The following is a 22,334-nucleotide window of genomic DNA, read 5'->3' on the forward strand; positions in this document are numbered from 1 at the left end:
AACTCTCCTACGGTACTCACCCACCGAAGCGGGCTCCGATAGGTTTGTCCGGTGCAGAAGTGGGCGTTGCTGATCGCGGCCGTCATCACCGAAGTCACCGCCACGCTGTCGCTGCGCGCGGCCCAGGACCATTCGGGATGGCTGGCGCTGGTGGTGTCCGGCTACCTGGCCGCGTTCGTGTTGCTGACCCTGGTGCTGCGGGCGGGCATGCCCGTCGGCGTCGCCTACGGAATCTGGGGTGCGCTGGGTACCGCGGCGACGGCCGTGCTGGCCGCGGCGTTGTTCGGCGACCCGTTCACCTGGCCGATCGTGGCGGGTATCGGTCTGATCATCGCCGGCGTGCTTCTGGTCGAACTCGGGTCGCACCCACGTCAGGCCGAATCATGATGTGGCTGGCCCTCACCGGAGCGATCCTGGTCGAGGTGTTCGCCACGCTCGGGCTGCGCGCCTCGGACGGATTCCGGCGCAAGGCGTGGATCGTGCCGGTGATCGCCGGCTACGTACTGTCGTTCTACCTGCTGTGGCTGGCCCTGTCGTTGGGGGTGCCCGTGGGCATCGCCTACGGCATCTGGACCGCGTGCGGGGTCGCGCTGGTCGCGATAATCGCCCGGTTCTTGTTCCGGGAACCGCTGACCCCGGTGATGCTGCTCGGTATCGCGCTAATCGTGTCGGGTGTGTTCACGATCGAGCTGGCCGGCATCGGCCCCGGGACGGTGCCCTGACTCGGTTACTGCCGACGGCCGCCCCGGCAGCACCCCGGCCAGCAGCGCGGCCACCAACCCGGCCAGCGGTACGACCAGGAGACCGACCCGCAACCCTGCCGCATCGGCGACGAGCCCCACCAGTAGTGGCGCACCGAAGAAACCCACCCGCATGAGCCAGGTGACCACGGTCAGACCGGTCCCCGGTCGCAACCCCGGCAGCTGATCGGCGCCGTGCATCGCAGCCGGCACCAGGGTGGCCACTCCCAGACCAGCCAGCGCGAAACCGGCGATCGTCGTGGCGATGTTCGGGACGGCCAGCGCGGTCCCCATCCCGGCGGCGGCGATCACGCCGCCCGCCCGTGCCACCGTCGCCTCGCCGAAGCGGTCGACCAGCCGGTCGCCGATCACCCGTCCCACGAACATGAAGCCGACCAGCGCGATGTATCCGAAGACGGCGACGGCAGGCGGCGTGTGCAGGTAATCGCGCAGATACAGCGTGGCCCAGGAACTCCCGGAATCCTCGACGGCGGCGCCCGCGATCGCGATCAGCACCAGGGCCAGCAGGATCAGGTACACCCGCGGCCCCGCCCTCGTTCCGGCCGGTGCATGCGCTGCCGGATGATCGTCATGGTCGGGTCCGGGCAGCAGGTAGCGGTAGGCGACCACCGCCACCGCGCTCAACAACACGGCGGCCACCGAGAGATGGATGGCCCGCGGGATTCCCAGGGCGATCGCTCCGGCACCGGTGAGACCACCGAGGATCGCGCCTGCGGCCCATACCGCATGCAGTGAGTTGATGATCGACCGGCCGTGTTCGCGCTGCAGCCGCAGTCCGTGTGCGTTCTGCGCGACATCCACCACCGAATCGCAGGCCCCGGCCAAAAACAACGCGGCGGCCAGCAGCAGTGGGGTGCTCGCCATGCCGGCTGCGACGACGAAGGCGGCCAGCGCCACGGTGCCGATGACCGCCACCCGCGCGCTGCGGAACCGTCGGATCAGGGTCGCCGCGGTCAATCCCGCCACCAGCGCGCCGCCCGAGAACGAGGCGACGGCCGCGCCGTACACGGCATTGCTCAGGTGAAGGTCGCTCTTGATCTCCGGATAGCGCGGCAGCAGATTGGCGAAGATCGCGCCGTTGGTCAGGAACAGCGCCCCGACCGCGATCCGGGCCCGGCGCAATGCGGATGCCACTGAGCCGACACTACTGCGCGTCCCCGGGTCAGTGGACCGCCGGCACCAACCGTTCGCTGACCTGCCACAGGTCTGCCGCCTTGGCCTCGTCGTAGGAATCTCGTGAGGAACGGATCCGGCGGGTGCCTTCGAAGTACGCGCCGGTGACGCCGTCTAGGACTGGATCGGCGACCAGCGCGGCGAGATTGGCGCCGGAGCGTCGGATGCTGTTGACGTTGGGCAGTACCCGCAGGGCCGGCATGAGCAGGCGCCAGGCCAGCCGCTGGATGCCCGAATAGTCCCTGGCGAGCCCCGAACCCGGCATCAGGCCGGGGTCGAACGCGTTGACCGTGATTCCGCCGGACCCGTGGCCCAGCCGCCGGTCCAACTCGTAGCTGAACAGCATGTTGCACAGTTTGGAGGTGGTGTAGCGACGCCGACCTTCTTCGCCGGTCAGCCCGCCGGGTGGCGGACGAAGAAGTTCCTCGGCCGAGTTAAATTGCGGCGCAGGCATACCCGTGAACCGATCCGGATCGTGGGTGCCGCTGCTGACCACCACGATTCGCGCCGGGGCAGTGAGCGCGGCGAGCAGCTGCTGCACCAGGGCGAAATGACCGAGATGGTTGACGCCGAAGGTCATCTCGTAGCCGTCCACCGTCGTCTGGGCGCCTGCGACCAACTGGAGTCCGGCGTTGCACACCAGCGCGTGCAGCGGCGGTAGGTCGCGGTGCGGCAAACCGGCGGCGAAGTTCCGCACCGACTGCAGCGATGCCAGGTCGAGCTCACCCACCGTGGTACGTCCGGGACAGTCCAGGCGAGCCGCCGCCTCGGCGCCACGTTCGGCGTCGCGCACCGCGAGCACCACATGCCAACCCGGATCGGATTCCAGGAGAGTCCGGGCGCATTCGAAGCCCAGCCCCGTGTTCGCGCCGGTGATGATCACGGTCTTGTCGGTCACTGTTCCTCCAGGAGTATCGGGATGAGCACCGTGACCGCCTGCCACAGCCGCCGGTACATGCGGGCCACGTCGGTGGTGGCCGGATCGAGGTGCGCGGCGAAGAACACCCCGTCGGACTGGGCCACGGCGAATGCGGTGAGTTCGGCCACCACCTGCTCGATGCGACGTGGCGGTAGGCCGGCGGGCAGCTGGCTGCGCACGGCGGCAGAGAACCGTGCGATCGCGGTGTCACGCACGCGGCGCACCACCGCCGTCACCGTCGGATCATCGCCGCGTTCCAGCGACAGCAGGTACAGGATGCGGAGGAATTCCGGGCGCTGTGCCTGCAGATCCGCCAGAACCGCCAACTGCTCGTCGATGCTGCCGCTGCTCGGTATCGCCGCGAAGAAGCGGTCGGCTCCGCGTTCCATCACCGCCGCGAGGACACCGTCCTTGGATCCGAAATGCCAGTAGATGGAGCTGGCCGGGAGGCCGCAGGCCTTGCGGATGTCGCTGATCGAGGTGGCGGCGTAGCCACGGGTGGCCATGAGTTGTTCCGTGGCGTCGAGAATCTGCCCTCGGGAATCCGCACCCTGCTGTTGTCGCCGCGTGGTTGGAGTGGCCACTTGAAACCTCGTCTGTAAGGATCGTTACAGACAGCGTAGAGCGTGGGCAGCCACCACGCCAGTGGCCCGCACGATCGGCGTCTGGGCAGCAAGATTGACACCATGACTTCTTCGTCACCAGCGCTGCTGGAGCTGGCCCGCCGCTACGGCGTCGCCCCGGAGTTCGACGACTGGACCGGCCGCCGCACCGCCGTCGCAGAGTCCACCCTGGTCGCGGTGTTGGAAGCGTTGGGCGTGCCGGCCGGCACCGAACAGGAGCGGGTGGACGCCCTGGCCGCCCACGACCGGCAGTACTGGCAGCGCCGCCTGCCGAGGATCGTGCTGGGCCGCGCAGGACTGCCGGCGAGCTTCTGGGTCCACGTCACGCACGGGGATCCGGTGCACCTCACGCTGTTGCTCGAAGATGGCACCGAGCGCGGCGGCCTGCGGCAACTCGAGAACAACCGGCCTCCATACGATCTCGGGAACCGGTTGATCGGTGAGGCCACGTTCGAACTGCCGGCGGACCTGCCACTGGGTTATCACCGGCTGCGATTGGACGGGACCGATATCGAGACGCCGGTGGTGATCTCCCCCGCCACCGTGGGCCTGCCCACCCGACTCGGCGAGCGGCGCGCCTGGGGACTGACCGTTCAGCTCTACAGTGTTCGCTCCAAAAACTCTTGGGGCACAGGCGATCTCACCGACCTGGCAGATCTGGCGGTGTGGTCGGCGGCCGAGCACGGTGCCGGGTTCGTCCTGGTCAATCCGCTGCACGCGGCCGCTCCCACTGCCCCGATGGAGCCCTCGCCGTATCTGCCCACGTCGCGGAGGTTCGGCAATCCGCTCTACCTGCGGGTCGAGGCCGTCCCGGAGTTCGCCTCGGTCCGGCACCGCAGCCGTATCCGGGCGCTGCGCGCCGCGCTCAACAAGCGTGCGGACCGCAACCCGACCATCGACCGCGACGCGGCCTGGCAGGCCAAACGCACCGCACTGCAGCAGGTGTACCGGGTTGAGCGTTCGGCGGGCCGGGAGCTGGCGTACGCCGCCTACCGGGCCCGGCAGGGCCGCAGCCTGGAGGAATTCGCAACCTGGTGCGCGCTGGCCGAACAGTACGGTGCCGATTGGCACGCCTGGCCGCACGCACTGCAGCATCCGGCGAATCCGGAGGTCGCCGCGTTCGCGGCGGCCCATCCCGATGCCGTGGACTTCCATCGCTGGCTGCAGTGGGTTCTCGACGACCAACTCACCGCGGTACAGGCCACGGCGGTGCAGGCCGGGATGGAGTTGGGCGTCATGAGCGACCTCGCGGTCGGCGTGGATCCCGACGGCGCCGACGCCTGGGCCCTGCAGGACGTGCTGGCTCAGGGGGTGACCGCCGGCGCCCCGCCGGATGAGTTCAACCAACTCGGCCAGGATTGGTCGCAGCCCCCGTGGCGGCCGGACCGACTGGCCGAGCAGGCCTACGAGCCGTTCCGGGCGTTGGTCGAGATGGCACTGCGGCATGCCGGCGGGGTGCGTATCGACCACATCATCGGAATGTTCCGGCTGTGGTGGATCCCGAAGGGTGCCGCACCGACCGAAGGCACCTACGTGCGCTACGACCACGACGCGATGATCGGCATCATCGCGCTCGAAGCGCACCGGGCCGGTGCGCTCGTGGTCGGCGAGGATCTGGGCACGGTCGAACCGTGGGTGCGTGACCACCTGCACGAGCGGGGCCTGTTCGGCACCTCGATCCTGTGGTTCGAGTCCGACGGGTCCGGGCGGCCCCTCCCGGCCGAACGCTGGCGCGAATACTGCCTGTCCTCGGTGACCACCCACGATCTGCCGCCGACAGCGGGGTATCTCGCGGGCGAACATGTGCGGTTGCGGGACGAACTCGGACTGCTCACGCGGCCCGCCGACGAGGAGTTGACCTCGGACCGTGCCGCGCAGGCCGCCTGGCTGGACGAATTGCGCCGGGTCGGCCTGCTCGGACCCGATCCGGACACCGATCAGATCGTGGCAGCGCTGTATCGGTATCTGGCCCGTACCCCGTCGAAGCTGCTGACCCTGGCGCTGGCCGACGCGGTAGGTGAGTTGCGTACCCAGAATCAGCCGGGAACGACCGACGAGTACCCGAACTGGCGGATCCCGCTGGCCGGCCCGGACGGCCGTCGACTGCTGCTCGAAGACGTGTTCGCCGATCCGCGGGCAGCGGTGTTGAGCGAGGTGATGGCCGAGATCACCGGACAATCCGGCCGGGCCGGGATGTAACACCCGGGGCGTCTTCTCCGGTTTCACATTCGTCACCGCTGCGATATGTTCGCAACCGCACCCGACTGACGGAGTTCACGTGAAGAAGCTTGTTGCGCTCGGTGGCGGTCTGCTCGCCGCCGGTTCGATCGCCCTGATGGCGGCAGGTGCCGCCACCTCACAGCCGAGCTCCGCTTCGGTCAACGTCGTCGGTGAGCCCTATATGAAGGCACTGGCGATCCTGAAGAGCCAGGGAGTCAAGGCCACCTTCGGCGGCTCGTTCGGCAGCGCCCTTCCGCAGGCCGAGTGCCTGGTCGATTCCCAGAAGGTCAACTCCAGCGGCAAGATGATCCTGATGCTGGACTGCAGCGAGGCCGCGGCCGAGCAGGGTGCCGAATCGGCCGTCCCGGGCGGCCCGAGGGTCGGCAGTAACGGCGTGACCACGGTGACGCCGACGCCAGTGGTCCCGATCGCCGGCGCCCCAGGCGCGGGCACGCCGCCACCGGCCTGACCCGCACCCGGTACCGCTGTTCCCACCTAAATCCGTACACTGCTGAGAGTCCACTCATCCCAGGGAGGCTCTCGATGTTGCGTCCGTTGCGGTTCGACAATGAGATCGACCCGGGCCCGGTACAGATCCAGGCCCGTAAAGTGCACTTCGATCTCGACGGCATACCGTTGCACTGGATTCCCGGCCACCCCGTGGCCGCGACGATGGTCAACCTGTTCAACGTGGTGCTGCCGATGGCCGAACACTGGTTCGTCGCGACGTTCAACGAAGCACTGCCCTATGTGCGCGATCCCAAGCTCGCTGATGACATGCGCGGCTTCATCGGTCAGGAGGCGACCCACGCCGAGACCCATGATCAGGTGCTCGACGAGTTCCTCACCGCCCACGGCGTGGATTACCAGCCGCTGATGGCCATGGTCGAGCACGTGTTCACCAAGATGCTGGGCCCGACCGATTCGACCGACCCGCGGCGCCGGCTGTCCAACCTGTGCGACCGACTGTGGCTCATCGCCGCCATCGAGCACTACACGGCGGTACTCGGTGACTTTGTGCTGAACTGCACGTGGGAGGACTTCGATGCCGACCCGACGATGACGGATCTGTTCCGCTGGCATGGCAGCGAGGAGGTCGAGCACCGCAGCGTCGCCCACGACGTCGCGGTCTACTTCCAGGACAGCTACTTCAGCCGGGTACGGGCCATGTCGATCGCCGCGACCGCGGTCTATATGTTCTTCCAGCGCGGTTGCTGGGCCATGGTCAAGAGCGATCCGACCCTCGACATCGGCTGGTGGCGGATGAATCGGTTGCGGATGCGCGATTCCAAGCTGGGGCTGCTGCCGAAGTTCTCCCGGATGTTCGGTTCCAACACCCTGGCCTACTGCCGACCCGGTTTTTCGCCGGAGGAGATGGGCTCGACCGCCCAGGCAGTGGCTTACCTGGCGAGCTCCCCCGCGGCGCGGGCCGCCCACCTGTGACGGGCGCAGCCATGCCGACGCTGTCACTGATATCCCGGTACCGTCGGCTGCCACCGAGTGCGTCGGGGCGGTTCCGGCACGATCCCATGCTCGGTCTGGCCGAGGTGTCGATCGCCACCATGTGGGGTGTGAACCGCTTGCTGCGGCGTCCCTCGCCTCCACCTGAACTGGACCGCACGATCACGTTGACCGTGGTCGGCCGGGAAGTGGTGGCTCACGACCAGGACGTCATCGCGCTGACCCTGGCCGCGGCTGACGGCGGCACGCTGCCGCAGTGGTATCCGGGTGCGCACATTGACCTGCACCTGGCCAGCGGCCGGGTACGGCAGTACTCACTGTGCGGTGATCCCGCAGTCCGCGACCGCTATCGAATTGCGGTGCGGCGCATACCCGATGGCGGTGGCGGTTCGGTCGAGGTGCACGAGAGTCTGCAGGTCGGGAGCCGGGTGAGCACCCACGGCCCGCGCAATGCGTTCGCGTTGACGGTGCCCGGCTACGGGTCCCCCACCCAGCGGTTCCGCTTCATCGCGGGCGGAATCGGCATCACCCCGATCCTGCCGATGCTCGGGTTGGCGGCGCGGTTGGGTGTCGACTGGTCGATGGTGTACGCCGGGCGCAGCAGCGACAGCCTGCCGTTCCTCGACGAGCTCGCCCGGTTCGGAGACCGCATCGAGATCCGCACCGACGATGTCCACGGCCTGCCCGGTGCCGGCGATCTTCTCGGCGACTGCCCCGACGGCACCACGGTGTACGCCTGCGGCCCGGCGCCGATGTTGACCGGAATCCGCGCCGCACTCGCCGGCCGTGATGACGTGGAGTTGCATTTCGAAAGGTTCGCGGCGCCACCGGTTGTCGACGGTGCCGAGTTCTCGGTGAGGATCGCCTCGACCGGCGCCGAGGTGACGGTCGGAGCCGACGAGACCATGCTCGCCGCACTGAGCCGGTCCGGGGTGAACGCTCCGTACTCGTGCCAGCAGGGTTTCTGCGGCACCTGCCGCATTCGGACCGTGCCCGGAACCGACGGGACTGTGCAGCACCGCGATACGTTGTTGACCGACCCGGAGCGCGACGCCGGCTATCTGCTGACCTGCGTGTCACGGGCGGAGGCCGGCCACCCGCTGACCCTCGACCTCTGAGCCGCTACCCGTCGTCGGCGAGGCCTTCGCCATAGCCTGCGAGTTCGGGTGCGGCCATCAGCTGGTCCAACAGCGGGCGTTGCCCCGTCAGCAGCTTGATGCGCGCAGTTGCGACGGAAACCCAAGCAACACGGTCGATTTCGGGAAACTCGACCAGTCGTCCCGACCCCTTCGGCAACTCGATACTGAACGTGTTGCTCACGGCGGTGGCGGGGTCGAAATCCCCGCCCACCGCGAATGCGGTGACCACCTTGCCGCCGGCCTGCCGCACCGGGTCCAGCTCGATGCGCGGACCTGCCGGCGGTGGCGACCCGAGTTCCTCGGCGAACTCGCGTTGCGCCGCCGCCCACGGGTCCTCGTCGTCGGCGTACTCCCCCTTTGGCACCGACCACGCCCCGGCGTCCTTTCGCGCCCAGAACGGCCCGCCCGGGTGAACGATCAGCACTTCCACGTCCGCCCCGGCGAGGCGGTACAGCAGGACACCCGCGCTCAGCTTCGCCACGCGCTGCACGCTACTCGACGAGCTGAGCGCGACGACTTCACCGCAGCACAACGGTGAGGTGCACCACTTTGCCGGCGGGACGTAGTTCGCCTCACTCCAGTGGAGGTTCCGAAGTGTGACGCAGCCCTCGTCAATGGGTTTCGGTCAGCCGGAATTTAAATTGTGAACTGCCGGTTAACTCTTGTGTAACACCTAAATCGAGGTGACGACGGCGCTTGGGTGGGCAGCCGGCGTCGGCATCACGCGCGAAACAACAGAAGAGTGAAAGAAGGCACCAAAGATGATGAGGATCGGATTTGCCACTGCACTTGCAGGAGCGGCTGCCGCAGCGGTGATCGGCCTGGCCGGACCTGCCCAGGCGGCACCGACCGGCCCGGGCAACGCCCAGCAGACGATCAGCGAACTGCAGGCGCAGGGCTACAAGGTGATCGTCAACCACGTCGGTTCGACCCCGTTGGACAAGGCTTCGGTAGTGTCCGTACGCCCGGGCCAGACCTACAGCCGGACGGATTCCAGCAGCCCCGGTGGCGATTTGCAGACCACCGTACTGAACAAGACAGTTTACGTAGATGTGAAGTAAGCCCAAACATCGCGAAACATCAAGGAGGGGCGCCCTTTTCGGGCGCCCCTCCTTGGTGTCCACGCGAAGCGGACGGGCGGGTCCGCGCTAGAGTCGCCAGCGTGCGACGTTTTACCCGATATGTCGCCCTCGGCGACAGCCAGACCGAAGGGTTGTGGGATGGCGACGACGCAGTCGGCCTGATGGGCTTTGCCGATCGTCTCGCGGTCCGTCTCGACGGGCTCTATCCGGGATTGGGTTACGCCAATCTCGCCATTCGCGGTCACCGCATCGGCGATGTCCTGAACACCCAGCTCCCCACCGCGTTGTCGATGCGACCAGACCTGGTCACCGTCTGCATCGGCATGAACGACGTGACCCGCCCCGGGCGCGCCTTCACCCGTGCTTTGGGTGACCTCGACGCCGTCTACCGCACGCTCGCGGCCACCGGTGCGACCGTCGTCACCACCACGTTCCCTGACATCACCCAGATCCTGCCGGTGGGCCGGCTGCTGGGAAAGCGGGTGGTCCGGATCAACGACGCGATCAACGATGCCGCCGATCGGTACGGGTTCCACCTCGTCGATCTGTACTCGGTCCCCTCGATGCGCGACCCGGCGACCTGGAGCCCGGACCGGGTCCACGGCTCGGCGAAGGGACACGTCCTGTTCGCGGCGGCGGCCGCCGAAGCGCTCGGATTGCCTGACAGCAACCATGATTGGGCGCTGGCCACGGGCCCGGACCAAATCCAGTCTTTTCGGTCCAGGGCCTACTCACAACTGCTGTGGACGCAGAACATGCTCATGCCGTGGCTGTGGCGTCACCTTCGCGGCCGGTCGGGAGGTGCGGGCCGCTCAGCCCGGCGGCCGGCCCTGATGTGCCTGAGCGCCTGACCGAAGCCTCGGACGTCGGTCAGATCCCGCCCCAGGTGGAGTCGAGCTCCTTGGCGACGTCGATCACCTTCGCCTGCTCCGACGCCGGACTGTCGATCTCACCGGCCACGTGCGCGGCGATGAAACGTTTGATCTCCGCGTCGACGCCGGCCAGGATCCGCAGCACCTCGGCACGCAGCGACGTGGAGGTGACGTGGATCGAGATGTCGGACGGCCGCGGCTTCTTGACATCGAGGATCAGCAAGAGCGGCTCGGCGGCCAACGCCGTGGCTCGCAGGGCGATCTCACCGAACACCATGAACTTGGGCCGGTCGATGCGCAGGTCGATCACCATGTCGATCTCCAGCGGGATCCGGATGGAGAACGTGATGGTTTCGCCCACAATGCGGCTCACGCGGGGCTTTTGGATCTTGACCCGGGCGGTGACCTTGGCGATCTTGCCGGGCCCCTGCGCGATCGGACCCATCTCGAACGCGTCGCCGGCGATCGAGCCGATGGCGTCGCCGACCCGTTCCTCGGATACCGCCACCTCGAAGAACCGGCGCCCGAATTCCTCGTAGGTGATGTAAGCGTGATCAGCCATGATCCTTCTACGGTCTCACGACGGTGTGCGGCGACGGTGAAGCCGGGCCGAAATACCGCAACCGGGCGACGCCCAGCGGTCCGTTGCTGAGATCGACGATCAGTACAGCCCGGCGGCCGTCGAGGTCGAGCCCGGCCACCAGGTGATGCCCGGACGCGATGAGCTTGCGCCAGGAGGCACCCGAGGCACGTTCCACCAACCCGGACGTGCTCAATGGGGTGTCGTCACCGGTGTAGATGTCGGTGTCGGCGGTCAACCGGCGCTGCACCGCCACCGTGTCGCCGGCGCACAGGTCGTCGAGCAGCCCCGAGACCAGCCGCCTGCCTGCCCGCCCGACGCCTGCCATCCCCTTGGCGAAGCCCACGGCACCCGCGGGTCCCTGGTTACGCAGCAACGCCACGGCCAGGCGCAGCCCGACCGGCACGGCGCCCAGTCCGGCGCGGGCGAACTGCCCGATCATCGCGGGCAGCTGCCAGTACGCCTGCAGTTGACCGATCCTCGGCCCGTCCGGACCAGGAGCGACGACGTAGCGCAGGTAGGCAGGAATCCGCATCGAGACAGATGGGCTCATCACGACCTCGAGCTCGAGATCGCGGATCACCGTGGACCCGGCGACGAGGTCGACATCGCGGTGGAAGGTGATGTCGCGCGGGGCGATGAAGGTGTCGTAGAACCGCTCGATCTCGGCGGCCCCGCGGTGTGGCCGGGAGCCCACCGGGTCCTCGACCTGTCCGCCCGCAGCGAACAACCCCACCCATCCTCGGCGGTCGTGTGCGCCCGCTGCCTGCGGTGACAATTCGACGGTGGCTAGCAGGTCGTCCCGTGTGAAGGCCATATGGTTCGTTTACCATCCCGCCCGCCGCCGCGTGCGCGCACACTGGTGTTTGACACCTTGAGATTGCCCACAACCACCGAGGAGAGCGCCATGAGTGGCAGTGGACCGTTCGGATTCGACCCTGAGGACTTCGACCGCGTGGCCCGGGAGGCCGGCGAGGGGCTGCGCGACGCCCTGGACGGGTTGAGCAAGTTCATCGCGAGGCCCGGCCAGGCCGGCGGCTGGGCGGGGCTGCTCGATGAGTTCGCCCGGTTCTCCCAGCCCAGAACGGAGCCGGAGACCACCGGCGAGAAGGGCGACGGGGTGTGGGCCATCTACACCGTCGACGACGCCGGCGGCGCCCATATCGAGCAGGTATACCCCAGTGAGCTCGAAGCGCTGCGGGCCAATGCCGGCAACACCGATCCGGGCCGCCGCGTCCGGTTCCTGCCCTACGGCATCGCCGTCAGCGTGCTCGACACGGATACCGGCGAGTAACAACGGCCCGAAATGTCGTCTGCCGATCTTCCCGACCGGCTAGGATTCTGGCCCAAAGTCAACGAACTGCCCGGCCCGGCTCGACCGGCGGCCGGCAATGCTGAGGGTGGGACATGATTCGCGAACTCTTCGCCACTACGGCGGTCGCCGCGGCGGCACTGGCTACAGCCATTTCGGCGGCGCCGGGTGCTCTCGCCGACGACAACAGCAACATGTACCCGGACAATCCCGGGCGCTATCCCACCGACGTTCCCGGCATGAGCTACGAGGCCTCCAACGGTGCGCCCTGTTTCAGCTGGGAACGGAACGTCTTCGGCCGCGGCCCGGGCGGCACCGCCATGCAGTGCAAGTGGATTCCCAACCAGTGGCCTCCGGTGTACACCGGCTTCTGGACCTACGCCTACCCGTTGAACGGCGTGCAGGAGATCGGGTCTCCGTGCCCGGGGCCGCAGGAAGCCGCTCAGTCGCCTGACGGCCGACCGATGCTGTGCCTGGGCGAGCAGGGGTGGCAGCCCGGCATTTTGACCGGAGACGGTTTCTTCCCGGTCTGAGGCGCGGGTCACATCCCACCGGCCATACAGCCGAGCGGTGCATGTATGGTCGTGGGGCCCGAATCCGTGACCAGGAGTGCCATGAGCGACGTCAAGTTCGACCTGTCCACAGTGTTCTCCACGGTGGCCAAAGCCGTCCCCGATCAGACCTTCCTGGTGTGGCGGGATCGCCGGTTGAGTTACGCCGAGTTCGACGCGCGCGTCGACGGCTTCGCCCATTACCTGGTGTCGGCCGGTCTCGGCACCCACACCGAGCGCGACGGGCTGGCCGGGCACGAATCGGGCCAGGACCACCTGGGCATCTACCTGCGCAACGGCAACGAGTACCTCGAGTCGATGATCGGCAGCTACCGCGCCCGGGTGGCACCGTTCAACGTCAGCTACCGGTACGTGGAGGAGGAACTCCTCTATCTGCTGAAGGATTCGAACGCCCGCGCGGTGATCTACAACGCCGAGTTCGCGCCGCGGGTGGCCGCGATCCGCGACCAGCTGCCGAATCTGCAGGTGCTCATCCAGGTCGCCGACGAATCGGGCAACGAGCTCCTGCCGGGTGCCGTCGATTACGAGACGATCCTCAAAACCGCTGCGCCGCAAGCCGGCATGCCGTCCCCGTCGGGGGATGACCTGTATGTCCTGTACACCGGCGGCACCACCGGTATGCCCAAGGGTGTGCTGTGGCGTCAGCACGACATCTTCCTGTCGTCGATGGGTGGCCGGCCGTTCGGCAGCGACACCTTCATCGCGTCGTACGAGGAGCTCGCCGAGCGGGCCGCCACCGCGGGTGGCGGGCTGTCGCTGCTGATGATCCCGCCGTTCATGCACGGTGCCGCGCAGTGGGCCGCCTACAACGCCATCACCATGGGCGGAAAGCTCGTCATCCCCGACGATGTGGTGAAGATGCGCCCGGGCAACGTGTTGGAGCTGGCGGCCCGCGAACGGGTACTGAGCATCCCGGTGGTCGGCGACGCGATCGCGCGACCGCTGATCGACGAGATCGAGAAGGGCGACTACGACCTGTCGGGTCTGTTCACGATCACCAACGGCGGAGCGCCGCTGTCCCCCACCGTGCGTGAGCGCATCCTGGCCGCGCTTCCGCACCTGATGTTGCTCGATGCCGTGGGTTCCTCGGAGTCGGGCACCCAGATGAGCACCGCGTCCACCGCGGGCACCGATTCCGAGGCGGCCACCTTCAACGCCCAGTCCGACACCGCGGTGGTGGCCGAGGATCTTTCCCGGGTGCTCGGCCCCGGCGAGAGCGGCGGCTGGCTGGCGCGGCGCGACCTGATCCCGCTGGGCTACCTGGGCGACGAGGCCAAGACCGCACGCACGTTCCCCACCATCGACGGTGTCCGTTGGGCCGTTCCGGGCGACCGGGCAAATGTCTTGGAAGACGGGCGCATTCAGCTGCTGGGCCGGGATTCGGTCACCATCAATTCCGGCGGCGAGAAGATCTTCGTCGAGGAGGTCGAGCGGGCCGTCGCCGCGCACCCCGCCGTTTACGACGTGGTCGTCGTCGGTCGCCCGTCGGAGCGTTGGGGTAACGAGGTCGTGGCGGTCGTGCAGTTCGCCGAGGGCGCCTCGGCCACCGACGAGGAGCTCGCGACGGTGTGTGAGCGCGCGATCGCGCGCTACAAGATCCCGAAGGCGTTCGTCCGCTCCCCCCAGATCGTGCGCTCCCCCGCGGGCAAGGCGGATTACCGGTGGGCCAAGTCGGTGGCCGCCGAGCACGCCGAGGCCGTCAGCACCTCGTAGCTTCGAAGCCTGCCCCGTTCTTCCTTGCGCGAGCAGACGCTGAGGTACCCCGGAACCGCGATTTCCTGGTACCTAAGTGTCTGCTCGCCGGAAAAGGTTCCCGATGGCCGCGAGCATCGTGGTGTGGGCAGCGACGGCCTGCCCCACGGTGAGCGCCAACAGCGGCCTGGGCGCGGCGATGGTCAGCTCTTCGATGATCCGGGTTCCGGCCTCGGTCGGAGCGAAATCCACCTGGCTGTCCAGCTTTACCTGCGGGAACTGCCGGGCCTGCGCGGTTATCGGGCCCGCGGTGGGGACGACGAGTCGGGCCCGGTAGGTGATCGGAAGCGCGAACGGCCCCATCGGGATTCGATCGCGCACCTGATAGTCCTGCTGGTACCCGTCGGCCAGATCGACCCGCGAGGTGCTGCGCACCCACTGCACGAGCGGGTGCACCTGCGAGATGTGGTCCAGGTCGACGTAGAACGCCCGCACCTGCTCGGGCGGCGCGGGCACCTCACCGCTGACACTGCGCCGGGCCTGCCCGATCCAGATGCTCACCGGCTCAGTTCACCACAGCCGGTCAAACCACGAGGCGCAGTTGCTCCCAACCACGCACGGTGGAGGTCGGTGCCAGTTGCGCGCTGTCGTAGTCGATCTCCCATTCGGGGAATCGGTTGAGCAGTTCATCGAGTGCGACGCGGCCCTCCAGCCGGGCCAGGTTGGCGCCCAGGCAGTAGTGCAGTCCCTTGCCGAAGGTCAGGTGGCTGATGTTGTCACGATGGATGTCGAAGGTGTCGGGGTTGCGATAGCGACGCGGGTCGCGGTTGGCCGCACCGAACAACAGCAGCATCGCGCTGCCCGCCGGCACCGTGGTGCCGTCGTACTCGAAATCCCGTGCCACCCAACGCGCCACATGCGGACCGGTCGGTTCGAAGCGCAGCGTCTCGTCGACCGCGCGGGTCAGCAGTGAGCGGTCCCGCTCCACTTCCCGACGCTGGTCGGGGTGTTCGGCAAGCACTTTCGCCAACCAGCCGATCAGCCGGCCGGTGGTCTCGTTTCCGGCGCCGGCCACCACCTGGGTGTAGTGCAGCACCTCCTTGCGCTCCAGCTTGCGGGTGACGCCGAACTCGTCGGTGAACTCGACGTTCAGCAGGGCCGTCATCAGGTCGTCGGACGGATTGTTCGCCCGCCACTCCACGTAGTCGGCGTAGATCCGGCCGTCGGCGATGCGGTCGGCCTGCACCACCTTCATCGGCGCACCCGGCTTGGTCCGCAGATTGGCGTCGTTGGCGTCACGCACCCCGATCTGCTCGGATTCCGGTATGCCGAGCAGCATTCCGATCACCCGCATCGGCATCATCGAGGCCAGTTCGGCGATGATGTCGAATCCGCCCGAGCCGACCAACGGATCCATGCACCGCACACAGAACTCCCGGATCTGATCCTCGATCTCGGCCATCCGCCGCGGAGTGAACACCCGCGACATCAGTCCACGCAGCAGGGAGTGCATGGGCGGGTCCTCGAACATCATCACGCCCGGCGGCATGTCGAAGTCGGACTGGATCAACTCGAGGATGTCACTTCGGCTGTTGGAGAACGTTTCCCAGTCCGACAAGGATTTTTCGACGTCGGCGTGCCGCGACAGGGCCCAGAAGTCGTAGCGCTCGTTGTAGTACAGCGGCGCTTCGTCGCGTAGCCGGGCGTAGACCGGATACGGGTCGGCGACGATCCCGACGTCATAAGGGTCGTAGTACACGGTCATTTCAGGCAGCTGCCGGCGTCGACGGGCAGGGTGACCCCGGTGATGTAGCGGGCCTCGTCCGAGGCCAGGAACAGCACTGCGTTGCTGATGTCCTCGGGTGTGACCCAGGGGATCGGCAGCATGTGGAACGTCTGGCAGATCGGGGCCAGATCGTCGGGTCCCGGGTTCTCCAGGTCCGGCCGGAACATCCGGTAGGTCTTGTCGTTCATCAGCATCGGGCTGTTGACGTGGGTGGGGTGCACAGAGTTGACCCGGATCGAATGTTGGCCCAGTTCAACGGCAAAGCTGCGCATCAAGCCGACCACACCGTGTTTGGCGGCGACGTAGTGCCCGGTGAACGGGTAAGCCTTCGTCCCGGCCACCGAGCTGGTCAGGATGATCGATCCGCCCCTCCCACCGTCGAGGATATGGGGCACACCGGCTTTCACCGTCTTCCAGACCCCGCTGAGATTGACGTCGATCATCTCCTGCCAGAGGTCTTCGTCCATCCGGTCCAGCTTCACTCCGGTGGTTCCGATGCCCGCGTTGGCCGCGATGATGTCGAGCCGCCCCAGCTGCTCGACGCCGCTGTCGACGGCGGCCTTGAGTGCGCCGAAATCGCGCACGTCGACCTCGGCGGTGACGATGCGCCGGCCCAGGTTCTTCACCAGATCGGCGGTCTCGGCCAGGTCCTCGGCCGTCGCCCCCGATGCCGGCGACCGGTCGAAGGTGGCGCAGATATCCACCGCGATGATGTCGGCGCCCTCGGCCGCCAACCGCATCGCATGGCTGCGGCCCTGACCCCGCGCCGCTCCGGTGATCAGCGCGACCTTGCCGTCGACCCGTCCTGTCATCGCCCACCTTCCGACTTTGGGCGATCGCCCAATAATTACACTCAGGCCATGTCTAGCAGCCGTCGCCGCGCGTGGTCAAGGGTGCGATGAGCCCGCCGAGCACCACCCGCCGAGCACTGATCCGGGCCACCGCCCAGGTCATGCTCGAGGAGGGCTACGCCGCGGCGACCTCACGGCGGGTGGCCGCGCAGGCCGGGGTCAAACCCGCACTCGTGCACTACTACTTCCCCAGCATGGACGACCTGTTCATCGCGGTCCTGGCGGCCGGCGCCGAGACGAACCTCAGCGCTCAGCAGGAGGCCTTCGCCCAGGACGCTCCGCTGCATGCGCTGTGGGAGCTCAACAACACCCAGGGCGCGGCCCTGTGGATGGAGTTCATGGCCCTGGCCAACCACCGCAAGGCCATCCGCAGCGAGATCGCGGGTTACGCCGACCGGTTCCGTGATCTCGAGGAGGCCGCGATGGCCTCGGCACTGCAGGCCCACGGCATCGACACCGACGAGTTCCCGCCCGTCGTGATGTCGATGATCGTGGCGAGCCTGGCCCGCATCCTCGTGCTCGAGCAGGGTCTGGGCATCAGCCGTGGGCATGCCGAGGCGCAGGTTTTCGTGCGGCGCTATCTGGACCGGTTCGATCAGCCCGAGGAGGATCCGGCATGAGCCTGCTGCACGAATTGGTTTCGGCCGCTGCTGCCGGCGCGCCCGAGCGCCCGGCCGTGGTGACCGATGACGACAGCACCGCGACGTTCGCCGAGTTCGATCGCCAGATCCGTGGCGTCGCGGGCTGGGTGGCGGACCGGACCGCTCCTGGTGACCGGGTGGCCGTGGTCGCCGACAACAGCGCCGCCTACGCCCAGTTGTACTACGGCGTGCCGCGCAGCGGACGGGTGCTGACCCTGATCAACCAACGTCTCAGCCCGACCGAACAGACGGCCCAGTTGGCCACCGCCCGGCCCACCCTGCTGCTGGGCGACGAGCGGTACCTGTCGGCTCTCGCACCCACGGTCACGCCGGCCGTCGCATTCGAATCCGACGAATGGCGGGCCGCACCCGGGTCCGATCTCCTACTGCCCGGTGTAACCAGGCCCGACGATCCGGCCTGGCTGCTGTTCACCAGCGGATCCACCGGAGTTCCGAAAGCTGTTGTGCACAGCCATCGTTCGGTTCTCACCGCGGTGTGGGGTTCAGTGGCGGGCCGCTCGGTGCGGCCGGGCGGGGTGTACCTGTTGCCGTTTCCGATGTGCCACGTCGCCGGTTACAACATGCTGGTCCAGCACGCGGTGGCCGCGACAGTCCTCCTGTGTGCCCAGTACCGCCCGGAAAGTTTCGCGCAGCTGGTACGCAGCCACGGCGTCACCTCATGTTCGTTGGCGCCGACCATGCTGCACTCGCTGCTCGGCCATCTCGAACACACTGGGACCGGTCTGCCCACCCTCGACGCGATCGCCTATGGGTCGGCGGCGATGCCGCTGGACCTGCTGCGTCGGGCGATCGACACCCTCGGCGTCGACTTCCACCAGGGCTATGGGATGACCGAAACCGGCGGCAACATCACGTTTCTCGGCCCCGAGGACCACCGGGCCGGGGCTGCGGGCCGCCCCGAGTTGCTCACCAGTGCCGGCTATCCGCACGACGATGTCCAGATCGGCATCGCCGACGCGGACGGCGGTCTGCTGCCGCCCGGCCAGGTGGGCGAGATCATGGTTCGCGGCGCGCAGGTGACACCTGGCTACTGGCCTGAAGGGGCAAGCACCGAGGACGGTTGGCTGCGCACCGGCGACATGGGTCGCACCGACCCCGACGGACGACTGTTCGTGGTCGACCGGCTCAAGGACATCATCGTCACCGGTGGTGAGAACGTGTCCTCCCGCGAGGTCGAGGATGCCCTGTCCGGACATCCCGGGGTGGACCAGGTAGCGGTGGTCGCGGTCCCCGATGACTACTGGGGCGAAGCCGTGTGCGCGGTGGTCGTGCCGAAACCGGCGCACCGTCCGACCGCCGACGAGCTGATCAGCCATGTGCGCAGCGCGATCGCGGGTTTCAAGCGGCCGCGGGTGGTGTTGTTCACCGAGGCGCTGCCGCTGACCGGTAACGGCAAGGTCGCCAAGGACCGGGTTCGCGCCTTCGCTCGCAGTGCTGTTCTGGACGGGGCCGGGCACTCGTAGTTCCTGGCCCCGGGGTGGTCGTGGCCAACCCCTCGACGGCCCCGACACAGCGGACAATACGCCGCGCACGCACGTTTTCCGGGGTTTCTATGAAACACCCCGGCAAATTTCACGGCGCGTCAATGCAATCCACGTGTCAAGCGGCCCGACGGTGCTAGCGTTCGGCGTTACCTGAGCGCACCTGGGGGTTCTGAATGACTACCGATCAGCCTGACTGGACCAAGCCCGCAGCGATGGCCATCCCGCCGGAGGGCTATTTCGAACTCAAGGAGGGCCGATACGGCCCGACGTATCCGAGAACGCCCGCCTGCCATGGGTTTTCCATCATCGCAAAGGTGAAGGAAGGCCGTGAGGAGGCGGTGCGCGCGTACGGCAAGCAAATTGAGGAAGCCGTCGCCGCGAGCCCTGAAGTCCTTGCGCCACTGCGGCTGCACTACTTGCGCTGGCAACTGTTCGACGTCGGTTCGGGCCTGCATTTCCAGTACCAGGGCATCTTCGACACCGACTTCGACAAGTACACCGAGGACGCAGTGCAATTGTTCAGCGCCACCGGCATCACCACGGTGTTCACCAACCTGGAGGGCTTCCCCGAGGACTGGAAGGAGAACCCGCAGGCGTTCATCGAATTCGTCCGGGCCCACCAGGTGCCGAGCTTCCTCGAATACGGTGAGTACCCCTACGTCACTGCCGACGAGATCAAAAAGGCCCTGCGCCTGAAGTCCGCCTTCTCCACCATGCTCGACCAGATGCAATAACAGCCGTGCTCGAGTTCGACGACATCCAGCACATCCTGCTGACCCGCACACCGGCCATCACCGGGCGCTACGAGTTTTTGACCTTCGACACCCCTGCGGGCGGACGGGCCTGGCTCACCGAACTGCTCGACAAGGTGTCCTCGGCCGCGGACGCCAAGGCCACCATGGACGAATCCGACCGCTGGGTCACGCTGGCCTTCACCTGGACCGGACTGCGGGCACTCGGCGTCGACGAGGAGTCGCTGGCCACCTTCCCGGATGCGTTCCGGGAAGGTATGGCACGGCGCGCCCCGATCCTCGGCGACACCGGCGCGGCCGCCCCCGAGCACTGGTTGGGCGGCCTGGCCGGCGACGATCTGCATGCGATCGCAATCCTGTTCTCCCGCACCGACGAGCAGTCCCGTCGCTCCATCGCCGAGCACGACAAGCTGCTCGACCGAACCCCCGGGGTACGCAGCCTGTCCTACCTAGACCTGAATGCGACTCCGCCGTTCAACTACGCCCATGACCACTTCGGATACCGCGATCGGTTGTCGCAACCGGTGATGAAGGGCTCCGGCGAGGAGCCCACACCGGGTTCCGGCGACCCACTCGAGCCCGGAGAGTTCATCCTGGGCTACCCCGATGAGGACGGACCGGTCGCGAACCTACCCAAGCCGGATGTGTTGTCCCGCAACAGCAGCTATATGGCTTACCGCCGACTCGAGGAACACGTCGCGCTGTTCCGCGACTACCTCCGCGAGCGGTCCGATTCGCCGGAAGCCGAGGAACTGCTGGCCGCGAAGTTCATGGGCCGGTGGCGCAGTGGCGCGCCCCTGGTGCTGGCACCCGAGCAGGACGATCCCGAATTGGGCGCGGACCCCATGCGTAACAACGACTTCAACTACAAGGAAATGGATCCCTTCGGCTATGCGTGCCCGCTCGGGTCGCATGCGCGCCGGCTCAACCCACGCGACACCGCACACTACATGAACCGCCGCCGCATGATCCGGCGCGGCGCCACCTATGGCCCCGCACTCCCCGACGGCGCAGCCGATGACGGGGTGGATCGCGGCATCGCGGCGTTCATCATCTGCGCCGACCTGGTGCGCCAGTTCGAGTTCGCGCAGAACGTGTGGATCAACGACAAGTCGTTCCACGAGCTGGGCAACGAGCACGACCCGATCTGCGGCACCCAGGACGGCACTCTGGATTTCACTGTGCCAAAACGCCCGATACGTAAGGTGCACAAGGGAATTCCGGCGTTCACCACACTTCGGGGTGGTGCGTACTTCTTCCTGCCGGGCATGTCGGGGCTGCGGTATCTGGCGAGTCTGCCGTAATTCAGGACCTACGGCATCGCGCCGAGGAACCACAAGCCTGCCGGCGCCGGGCTCGGTGGCGGCGCCAGGCTCAGCTGGGCGGCCGGAAGGGCCGCGGAAAACGCGGGGCCGGGCGACGGGTCGGCCGCGATGTGCGGTTCGGCAGCGGGTAGCGCAGCGGACATGGGTAGGTGTGGCTGTGCGGCCGGAAGGTGCGGGAGGGCTGCCGGGACAACGTGGGACACAGCTGTTTCGGCCGCTGCGACCGATTCGGCGGCCGGTTCGGTGATCGGTGCCCGCGCGGCCCGTTCGGCCGCCTGAATAGCGACTTCCGGCTCCACAGGTGACTCCGCTACCGGCCGGGGGACGTCCCGCGGGGTGAGGACGGTGACGAGTTGCGGCTGCGCACCCGCAGTGACGCCGGCTTCGTCGGCGGCCGGGTCCGGCACCGGCTCGACGAACTGCGAGCCGACGGTGAGCAGTCCCACCGCGACCGCCGCGGCAGTCGCGGCCACTGCCCGCACGGCGTTGTACCTGCGTGGGGCTGGGGCCCGCGGCGCGGCGAGCCTCGGCGTCCCGGCGACCGCATCGGTCGCGACCGCCAGCGCGGCGTCGCGGGCGGCGGTGCCGGATTGTCCCGGGACCAGCCGCACATCGTCGAACCCGGCGGCGGCGAGCAGGTCGAAGAGTTCGGCCACCGGATCGCCGTCGCCGTGATCGGAGGCGACGCCGGCCGCACATACGCCGATCGCCACCACCTTCTGACCACTGGCGGCCGCGATGGCCTGCGCACTACGGGCTGCGGCCGCCGCTCGGCCGGGCAGGTCACCGGCGGCGTCGACATGGAAGGCGTCGTCATCGAGGGGGGTGAGATCTGCGGTGGGGCTGTCGCCGTCGACGAGTGTCCAGGCGATGCCGTGCGAAGTCACCGACAGCCCCAGCACTGTCTTCACCCTGCGCCCTCGATTCTTCTCGCGTGACCGGCTCCCGGCCGCGACGAGCGTATGACGCATCAAGGGCATCGGCATCCGGGAGAAGAGGTCGGTAACCGGCTGGGCACCGAGAATTCACCCGGATGCTATTTTGGCCGCCGAACCAGCCCGAATCCGG

Annotated in this window: 25 protein-coding genes; 15 read left to right on the plus strand and 10 right to left on the minus strand. The window is 67.7% G+C overall.

The genetic code is table 11. From position 1 onward, the window contains the following. Window positions 1-51 precede the first annotated feature (51 nt). Window positions 52-387 (plus strand): DMT family transporter, encoded by a 336-nt coding sequence (locus AC4ELH_RS29850; RefSeq protein ID WP_064887634.1) that lies wholly within the window; start codon window positions 52-54, stop codon window positions 385-387. Further along, on the plus strand, window positions 387-722 hold the full coding sequence (locus AC4ELH_RS29855) for a DMT family transporter (RefSeq protein ID WP_448447251.1): 336 nt from the start codon (window positions 387-389) through the stop codon (window positions 720-722). Before AC4ELH_RS29850 ends, AC4ELH_RS29855 begins: the two co-directional genes overlap by 1 nt. Here the strand turns inward: AC4ELH_RS29855 and AC4ELH_RS29860 are convergent. The 3 genes from AC4ELH_RS29860 to AC4ELH_RS29870 are packed head-to-tail and all read right to left on the minus strand — an operon-like array spanning window position 660 to window position 3,437. Beyond that, window positions 660-1,895, minus strand: a complete 1,236-nt coding sequence (locus AC4ELH_RS29860) for an MFS transporter (protein ID WP_448447079.1) — start codon at window positions 1,893-1,895, stop codon at window positions 660-662. The two genes, AC4ELH_RS29855 and AC4ELH_RS29860, sit on opposite strands and share 63 nt — an antisense overlap. A 28-nt stretch (window positions 1,896-1,923) precedes the next feature. Beyond that, window positions 1,924-2,832 carry an SDR family NAD(P)-dependent oxidoreductase gene (locus AC4ELH_RS29865; RefSeq protein WP_448447077.1) on the minus strand — a complete coding sequence of 303 codons (909 nt, stop codon included), beginning with the start codon at window positions 2,830-2,832 and terminating at the stop codon, window positions 1,924-1,926. After that, entirely contained in the window at window positions 2,829-3,437 is a 609-nt protein-coding gene (locus AC4ELH_RS29870) for a TetR/AcrR family transcriptional regulator (RefSeq protein ID WP_064887641.1), read from the minus strand. Before AC4ELH_RS29870 ends, AC4ELH_RS29865 begins: the two co-directional genes overlap by 4 nt. A gap of 102 nt (window positions 3,438-3,539) precedes the next feature. Here AC4ELH_RS29870 and malQ point away from each other — a divergent pair, with 102 nt between their 5' ends. The 4 genes from malQ (at window position 3,540) to AC4ELH_RS29890 (ending at window position 8,275) form a co-directional block, all read left to right on the plus strand. Beyond that, the gene (gene malQ / locus AC4ELH_RS29875) at window positions 3,540-5,675 is read left to right on the plus strand and encodes a 4-alpha-glucanotransferase (RefSeq protein WP_448447075.1); all 2,136 of its coding nucleotides are present in this window, start codon (window positions 3,540-3,542) and stop codon (window positions 5,673-5,675) included. Window positions 5,676-5,754: 79 nt separating this feature from the next. After that, window positions 5,755-6,165 carry a hypothetical protein gene (locus tag AC4ELH_RS29880; RefSeq protein ID WP_064887645.1) on the plus strand — a complete coding sequence of 137 codons (411 nt, stop codon included), beginning with the start codon at window positions 5,755-5,757 and terminating at the stop codon, window positions 6,163-6,165. Between the two features lie 74 nt (window positions 6,166-6,239). Beyond that, on the plus strand, window positions 6,240-7,139 hold the full coding sequence (locus tag AC4ELH_RS29885) for a metal-dependent hydrolase (protein ID WP_064887647.1): 900 nt from the start codon (window positions 6,240-6,242) through the stop codon (window positions 7,137-7,139). An 11-nt stretch (window positions 7,140-7,150) separates the two neighbouring features. Further along, window positions 7,151-8,275 (plus strand): PDR/VanB family oxidoreductase, encoded by a 1,125-nt coding sequence (locus AC4ELH_RS29890; protein ID WP_498888419.1) that lies wholly within the window; start codon window positions 7,151-7,153, stop codon window positions 8,273-8,275. A 4-nt stretch (window positions 8,276-8,279) separates the two neighbouring features. Here AC4ELH_RS29890 and AC4ELH_RS29895 read toward each other — a convergent pair whose 3' ends face one another. Further along, window positions 8,280-8,777 carry an NUDIX hydrolase gene (locus tag AC4ELH_RS29895; RefSeq protein ID WP_498888421.1) on the minus strand — a complete coding sequence of 166 codons (498 nt, stop codon included), beginning with the start codon at window positions 8,775-8,777 and terminating at the stop codon, window positions 8,280-8,282. 280 nt (window positions 8,778-9,057) lie between these two features. Here AC4ELH_RS29895 and AC4ELH_RS29900 point away from each other — a divergent pair, with 280 nt between their 5' ends. Together AC4ELH_RS29900 and AC4ELH_RS29905 are read left to right on the plus strand one after the other, a co-directional pair. Continuing rightward, window positions 9,058-9,357: a hypothetical protein gene (locus tag AC4ELH_RS29900; RefSeq protein ID WP_064887651.1), complete on the plus strand. Its 300-nt coding sequence runs from the start codon at window positions 9,058-9,060 to the stop codon at window positions 9,355-9,357. Between the two features lie 101 nt (window positions 9,358-9,458). After that, window positions 9,459-10,229, plus strand: coding sequence for an SGNH/GDSL hydrolase family protein (locus tag AC4ELH_RS29905; protein WP_498888424.1), 771 nt, complete (start codon window positions 9,459-9,461; stop codon window positions 10,227-10,229). 19 nt (window positions 10,230-10,248) lie between these two features. On the opposite strand, the gene AC4ELH_RS29910 is transcribed toward AC4ELH_RS29905, so the two are convergent. Continuing rightward, window positions 10,249-10,812: a hypothetical protein gene (locus AC4ELH_RS29910; protein WP_064887654.1), complete on the minus strand. Its 564-nt coding sequence runs from the start codon at window positions 10,810-10,812 to the stop codon at window positions 10,249-10,251. Between the two features lie 7 nt (window positions 10,813-10,819). Then, the gene (locus AC4ELH_RS29915; protein WP_498888426.1) at window positions 10,820-11,647 is read right to left on the minus strand and encodes a ketosteroid isomerase family protein; all 828 of its coding nucleotides are present in this window, start codon (window positions 11,645-11,647) and stop codon (window positions 10,820-10,822) included. Window positions 11,648-11,737: 90 nt separating this feature from the next. On the opposite strand from AC4ELH_RS29915, the gene AC4ELH_RS29920 reads away from it, so the two are divergent. The 3 genes from AC4ELH_RS29920 to AC4ELH_RS29930 all read left to right on the plus strand — a co-directional run bounded on the left by AC4ELH_RS29920 (window position 11,738) and on the right by AC4ELH_RS29930 (window position 14,427). Further along, on the plus strand, window positions 11,738-12,124 hold the full coding sequence (locus AC4ELH_RS29920) for an Rv0313 family protein (protein WP_064887658.1): 387 nt from the start codon (window positions 11,738-11,740) through the stop codon (window positions 12,122-12,124). A gap of 113 nt (window positions 12,125-12,237) precedes the next feature. Beyond that, window positions 12,238-12,675, plus strand: coding sequence for a hypothetical protein (locus AC4ELH_RS29925; RefSeq protein ID WP_064887660.1), 438 nt, complete (start codon window positions 12,238-12,240; stop codon window positions 12,673-12,675). A gap of 81 nt (window positions 12,676-12,756) precedes the next feature. Then, window positions 12,757-14,427 carry an acyl-CoA synthetase gene (locus AC4ELH_RS29930; RefSeq protein ID WP_064887688.1) on the plus strand — a complete coding sequence of 557 codons (1,671 nt, stop codon included), beginning with the start codon at window positions 12,757-12,759 and terminating at the stop codon, window positions 14,425-14,427. A gap of 72 nt (window positions 14,428-14,499) precedes the next feature. On the opposite strand, the gene AC4ELH_RS29935 is transcribed toward AC4ELH_RS29930, so the two are convergent. Genes AC4ELH_RS29935 through AC4ELH_RS29945 form a run of 3 tightly spaced genes read right to left on the minus strand, consistent with a single transcriptional unit; the run spans window position 14,500 to window position 17,004 of the window. After that, entirely contained in the window at window positions 14,500-14,967 is a 468-nt protein-coding gene (locus AC4ELH_RS29935; protein ID WP_448447063.1) for an SRPBCC family protein, read from the minus strand. 22 nt (window positions 14,968-14,989) lie between these two features. Beyond that, on the minus strand, window positions 14,990-16,171 hold the full coding sequence (locus tag AC4ELH_RS29940) for a cytochrome P450 (protein WP_448447061.1): 1,182 nt from the start codon (window positions 16,169-16,171) through the stop codon (window positions 14,990-14,992). Further along, window positions 16,168-17,004, minus strand: coding sequence for a mycofactocin-coupled SDR family oxidoreductase (locus tag AC4ELH_RS29945; RefSeq protein ID WP_498888430.1), 837 nt, complete (start codon window positions 17,002-17,004; stop codon window positions 16,168-16,170). Before AC4ELH_RS29945 ends, AC4ELH_RS29940 begins: the two co-directional genes overlap by 4 nt. An 86-nt stretch (window positions 17,005-17,090) precedes the next feature. On the opposite strand from AC4ELH_RS29945, the gene AC4ELH_RS29950 reads away from it, so the two are divergent. From AC4ELH_RS29950 to AC4ELH_RS29965, 4 genes are all read left to right on the plus strand, one after another. Then, window positions 17,091-17,663, plus strand: a complete 573-nt coding sequence (locus AC4ELH_RS29950; RefSeq protein WP_448447059.1) for a TetR/AcrR family transcriptional regulator — start codon at window positions 17,091-17,093, stop codon at window positions 17,661-17,663. Next, complete coding sequence (locus AC4ELH_RS29955) at window positions 17,660-19,168, plus strand: AMP-binding protein (RefSeq protein WP_448447057.1); 1,509 nt, start codon at window positions 17,660-17,662, stop codon at window positions 19,166-19,168. Before AC4ELH_RS29950 ends, AC4ELH_RS29955 begins: the two co-directional genes overlap by 4 nt. Before the next feature lie 194 nt (window positions 19,169-19,362). After that, entirely contained in the window at window positions 19,363-19,923 is a 561-nt protein-coding gene (locus tag AC4ELH_RS29960) for a hypothetical protein (protein ID WP_055114598.1), read from the plus strand. A 5-nt stretch (window positions 19,924-19,928) separates the two neighbouring features. Continuing rightward, window positions 19,929-21,245: a Dyp-type peroxidase gene (locus tag AC4ELH_RS29965; protein WP_448447054.1), complete on the plus strand. Its 1,317-nt coding sequence runs from the start codon at window positions 19,929-19,931 to the stop codon at window positions 21,243-21,245. Between the two features lie 8 nt (window positions 21,246-21,253). Here the strand turns inward: AC4ELH_RS29965 and AC4ELH_RS29970 are convergent, their stop codons facing one another. Then, window positions 21,254-22,177 carry a DUF7159 family protein gene (locus tag AC4ELH_RS29970; protein ID WP_448447052.1) on the minus strand — a complete coding sequence of 308 codons (924 nt, stop codon included), beginning with the start codon at window positions 22,175-22,177 and terminating at the stop codon, window positions 21,254-21,256. Between the last annotated feature and the right edge of the window lie 157 nt (window positions 22,178-22,334).

The organism is Mycobacterium shunyiense, assembly GCF_058270075.1.

Bases quoted from the DNA above. Each gene is read 5' to 3' on its own strand.
- AC4ELH_RS29855 (WP_448447251.1), top strand. From the start codon at position 387: ATGTGGCTGGCCCTCACCGGAGCGATCCTGGTCGAGGTGTTCGCCACG.
- malQ (WP_448447075.1), top strand. From the start codon at position 3,540: ATGACTTCTTCGTCACCAGCGCTGCTGGAGCTGGCCCGCCGCTACGGC.
- AC4ELH_RS29885 (WP_064887647.1), top strand. From the start codon at position 6,240: ATGTTGCGTCCGTTGCGGTTCGACAATGAGATCGACCCGGGCCCGGTA.
- AC4ELH_RS29890 (WP_498888419.1), top strand. From the start codon at position 7,151: ATGCCGACGCTGTCACTGATATCCCGGTACCGTCGGCTGCCACCGAGT.
- AC4ELH_RS29900 (WP_064887651.1), top strand. From the start codon at position 9,058: ATGATGAGGATCGGATTTGCCACTGCACTTGCAGGAGCGGCTGCCGCA.
- AC4ELH_RS29910 (WP_064887654.1), bottom strand. From the start codon at position 10,812: ATGGCTGATCACGCTTACATCACCTACGAGGAATTCGGGCGCCGGTTC.
- AC4ELH_RS29915 (WP_498888426.1), bottom strand. From the start codon at position 11,647: ATGGCCTTCACACGGGACGACCTGCTAGCCACCGTCGAATTGTCACCG.
- AC4ELH_RS29920 (WP_064887658.1), top strand. From the start codon at position 11,738: ATGAGTGGCAGTGGACCGTTCGGATTCGACCCTGAGGACTTCGACCGC.
- AC4ELH_RS29925 (WP_064887660.1), top strand. From the start codon at position 12,238: ATGATTCGCGAACTCTTCGCCACTACGGCGGTCGCCGCGGCGGCACTG.
- AC4ELH_RS29930 (WP_064887688.1), top strand. From the start codon at position 12,757: ATGAGCGACGTCAAGTTCGACCTGTCCACAGTGTTCTCCACGGTGGCC.
- AC4ELH_RS29940 (WP_448447061.1), bottom strand. From the start codon at position 16,171: ATGACCGTGTACTACGACCCTTATGACGTCGGGATCGTCGCCGACCCG.
- AC4ELH_RS29945 (WP_498888430.1), bottom strand. From the start codon at position 17,004: ATGACAGGACGGGTCGACGGCAAGGTCGCGCTGATCACCGGAGCGGCG.
- AC4ELH_RS29950 (WP_448447059.1), top strand. From the start codon at position 17,091: ATGAGCCCGCCGAGCACCACCCGCCGAGCACTGATCCGGGCCACCGCC.
- AC4ELH_RS29955 (WP_448447057.1), top strand. From the start codon at position 17,660: ATGAGCCTGCTGCACGAATTGGTTTCGGCCGCTGCTGCCGGCGCGCCC.
- AC4ELH_RS29960 (WP_055114598.1), top strand. From the start codon at position 19,363: ATGACTACCGATCAGCCTGACTGGACCAAGCCCGCAGCGATGGCCATC.